The sequence below is a fragment of the Chamaesiphon sp. VAR_69_metabat_338 genome (genome assembly GCF_031423935.1).
Taxonomy (GTDB): domain Bacteria; phylum Cyanobacteriota; class Cyanobacteriia; order Cyanobacteriales; family Chamaesiphonaceae; genus Chamaesiphon.
The window spans coordinates 1-3781 of sequence record NZ_JANPGM010000391.1 but is presented as its reverse complement, the minus strand read 5'-3'; the positions used below and the strand labels follow the sequence as shown (position 1 = coordinate 3781).

The following is a 3781-nucleotide window of genomic DNA, read 5'->3' as shown; positions in this document are numbered from 1 at the left end:
CAAAGAAGATGATTAACGCCGCGCTCAAACATGCCTTCGATCTAGCCGCTGGGCCATTATTGCGAGTTACCATCCTCGTTTTGTCCGACACAGAACATATTCTGTCGATCGACATGCACCACATTATCTGTGATGATTGGTCGCTGGGGGTGTTGATTGGGGAAATGGGCACGCTGTATACAGCTTTTGCTCAAAACCAGACTACGCCTCTATTAGAACTGCCGCTTCAGTACGCCGATTTTGCTCAGTGGCAGCGCGAGTGGCTAAAAGGAGAAGTCCTCGACACCCAGTTAGCTTACTGGCGAGAGCAATTACACGGTATTTCGACGCTGCATTTGCCTACCGACAAACCCAGATCGGCGATCCAAAACTACCGAGGGGCAACCCAATTTTTAGAGTTACCAAAACAGCTAGCCGATTCTTTAGAACAGTTATCGCAGCAAGCAGGAGTCACTTTATTTATGACACTGCTAGCAGCATTTAAAACGTTACTTTACCGTTATACCGATCGATCGGATATCGCGATCGGTTCGCCAATTGCCAATCGTAACCGGAGCGAAATTGAAGGGATAATTGGCTTTTTTGTCAACACCTTAGTCCTGCGGAGCGATCTAGCTGGAAATCCTACTTTTCGGGAATTATTAGACCGAGTACGAGAGGTGACAGTTGGCGCGTACACGCATCAAGATTTGCCATTTGAGAAGTTAGTATCAGAACTACATCCAGAGCGAAGCTTGAGCCATCATCCGCTGTTTCAAGTGGTATTTGGTTTCCAGAATGCGCCTATGTCCGCACTAGAATTGCCTGGATTAGTAGCAAGATTAATTAATATTGACTCTAAAACAACTCGCTTCGATTTGGAACTGCATCTCTGGAAGTGTGGCGAAGATTTTCGCAGCTCGGATGGTGGCAACTGGCAGGATACTGAAGGTCTGCGAGGGATAATTGTTCATAACACAGATTTATTCGAGCCAGCCACAATCGATCGAATGCTAAACCATTTCAAAACTCTGTTATCGGGTATTGTGACAAATCCCGATCGACAAATTGCTCACTTACCATTATTAAGTGAAATAGAGCTAAATCGGGTAATGGTGGAATGGAATCATACCCAGGTAGATAATCCCGAACCTCAGTGTGTCCATCAAATATTTGAAGCAAAGGTACGGCAATATCCCAATGCGATCGCTCTAAATTTTGCAAGCGATCGCATCACTTATCAAGAATTGAATAGCCGCAGTAATCAACTTGCCCGACACTTACAAAAATCAGGAGTAGGTGCGGAAGTTTTAGTCGGTATTTGTATTCCCCAGTCGATCGATACGATCGTGGGATTATTGGCTATTCTGAAAGCTGGTGGAGCGTATGTGCCATTAGACTCCAGCTATCCTCAAGAGCGTCTCAATTTTATGCTTGAAGATGCGCGAGTTGCGGTATTACTGACACGATCGAACTCGCTCGATCGGTTTGAAGATTTCATAAATCCGATTGTTTCGATCGATAACGATTGGGAAATTATTAGCCAAGAACGGGCAGATAATCTTCAATGCGATGCAAATAGCGATAATTTAGCCTATGTTATTTACACCTCTGGCTCGACAGGGCAGCCCAAGGGTGTAGCCGTAACTCATAAAGCGATAAATCGGCTGGTATGCAATCCAAATTACATCAGATTAGAGCCATGCAATAAAGTCGCCCAAGCCGCAAATATTTCCTTCGACGCAGCAACATTCGAGATTTGGGGGGCGTTACTCAATGGTGCCGAACTCGTGGCAATCGATCGAGAGGTAACGCTTTCGCCTAGAGATTTTGCACTGCACATCCGCGATCGAAAGATCGATATTCTATTTTTGACTACCGCCTTATTTCAGCAGATTGCTAGAGATGTACCTCAAGCTTTTGAGACAGTTAAATATTTGCTATTTGGGGGCGAAACTGTGGATGTGCGCTGGGTTAATAAGATTATCGAATATGGTGCGCCACAGCATTTAATTCACGTTTATGGGCCGACTGAGAATACAACATTTTCTACTTATTATGAATTAGATCTGTCACGATCGATCGCATCATTACCGATCGGTCGTCCGATTAGCAACACCCAAGTTTATATATTAGATCCCTATTTACAACCATTGCCGATTGGCGTTACTGGCGAAATCTATCTTGGTGGAGACGGACTGGCGCGAGGCTATCTCGTTGGCGCAGCCTCGGCAAAGCCGAATCGATCGGAACTAACAACTAAACACTTTATTCCCAATCCTTTCAATCGCGATTCAAACAAGCGTCTTTATCAAACAGGAGATCGAGCGCGCTATTTACCAGATGGTAATATTGAATTTTTAGGTCGCACCGATAACCTCGTGAAAATTCGCGGTTTCCGGATTGAATTAGCAGAGATTGAAGCGGTATTAAATCAGCATCCAGCAGTCAGCGAAAATATTGTCATTGTTGCAGAGAATATGCCCGACGATAAACATTTAGTGGCTTATATTGTACTCGATCGACAACAGATGCCAACGCCAGAAATACAAATTTTTCGACAATTTCTCAAATCGAAGCTACCAGTATATATGGTGCCAACAGCCTATATGTGCTTAGAAGTTTTACCACTCACACCGAATGGAAAAGTCGATCGAGCGGCATTACCCACGCCCGATTTAATTAATTACCACGAGCGAGATTATGTGGCACCGCGATCGCAAGTTGAAGAGTTACTTACCCAAATTTGGACTAAAGTTTTGGGCAAAGAGCAAATAGGTATCCACGATAATTTCTTTGAATCTGGCGGTCATTCTTTACTAGCGACTCAACTAATGTCTCGCATCCGCGACAATTTCCAAATAGATTTACCCGTCCGCAATTTGTTTGAAGCACCCACGATCGCCCAACTTGCCAGGTATATCGATACAATGTGTTGGGCAGCAAGTGTGAATGAAACTGAGACTACGGGACTCGATCGAGAAGAAGTAGAATTTTAATCGATTACTAATTATCGATCGTTGTCTTGAGAGGATTGCAGTTATTGTAATCGATCGATCGGATTAGCCATTCGCTCTCAATTGCTGGAGTTGCTCTAACGTCAGTCCAGTTGCTTCTGCGATTGTTTCTAGGGGGCAGCAAATTAAGTGCGATTGACTGTTTTTGACGTTCCTCACCTTTGGCTTCACCTTGAAGCTCACCTTCAAGTTTAGCATTATTAATTTTAGCTTCGTACAAAGCATCGATTTGTGCCATCGTGTTCATAAAATCTCGATCCTCTGGAGTTAAAAGTTGTGTAGGGATATCTTTGAGGTAAACACAATATTTAATACATGCCAAAATTATATCATTTTTCTCTCTTGTGTCGGGTGACAACTCCTCTATCGATCCAAACGCTTGTCGAGCAGATCCGCGATCTCCGAGCATCCGCAGCCACATAGTTTCAGGACTATCCGCAACCTTAGAAATCACCACAACTCCCATTCTCAACAATCCAGCCAATCGATACACACCTACCCCCAATTCTGGAGCGGGTTGAGCATTACATAGCTTGAGGAGTTTTTCACTACAGTTGACAGGCGGTCGTGTTTATACTGAGCCATAGATTTCGAGCGGATGACATGCCAGTACTTTAGCACTAATCGCGCTTGTTGCCTACATCATCAACACCAACAGAAATACTATCTCTAAAAGTGCTGACTGCTGAGGCAAACTGCTGATTTATAACCATCAATGCCATGTGACCGCATGGTGTGAGGTTGAACAGTTAGGCATCGGGTAAATCTGATATCAACAGATCGCT

At 44.1% G+C, this 3781-nt stretch carries 2 protein-coding genes; one reads left to right on the top strand and one right to left on the bottom strand.

The window, feature by feature from the left end:
* Window positions 1-2978: amino acid adenylation domain-containing protein (locus RMO84_RS10970; protein WP_310488501.1), on the top strand; the 2978-nt coding region annotated here is incomplete at its 5' end.
* 7 nt (window positions 2979-2985) lie between these two features.
* Here RMO84_RS10970 and RMO84_RS10965 read toward each other — a convergent pair.
* Complete coding sequence (locus tag RMO84_RS10965; protein ID WP_310488500.1) at window positions 2986-3243, bottom strand: hypothetical protein; 258 nt, start codon at window positions 3241-3243, stop codon at window positions 2986-2988.
* Window positions 3244-3781: the final 538 nt, after the last annotated feature.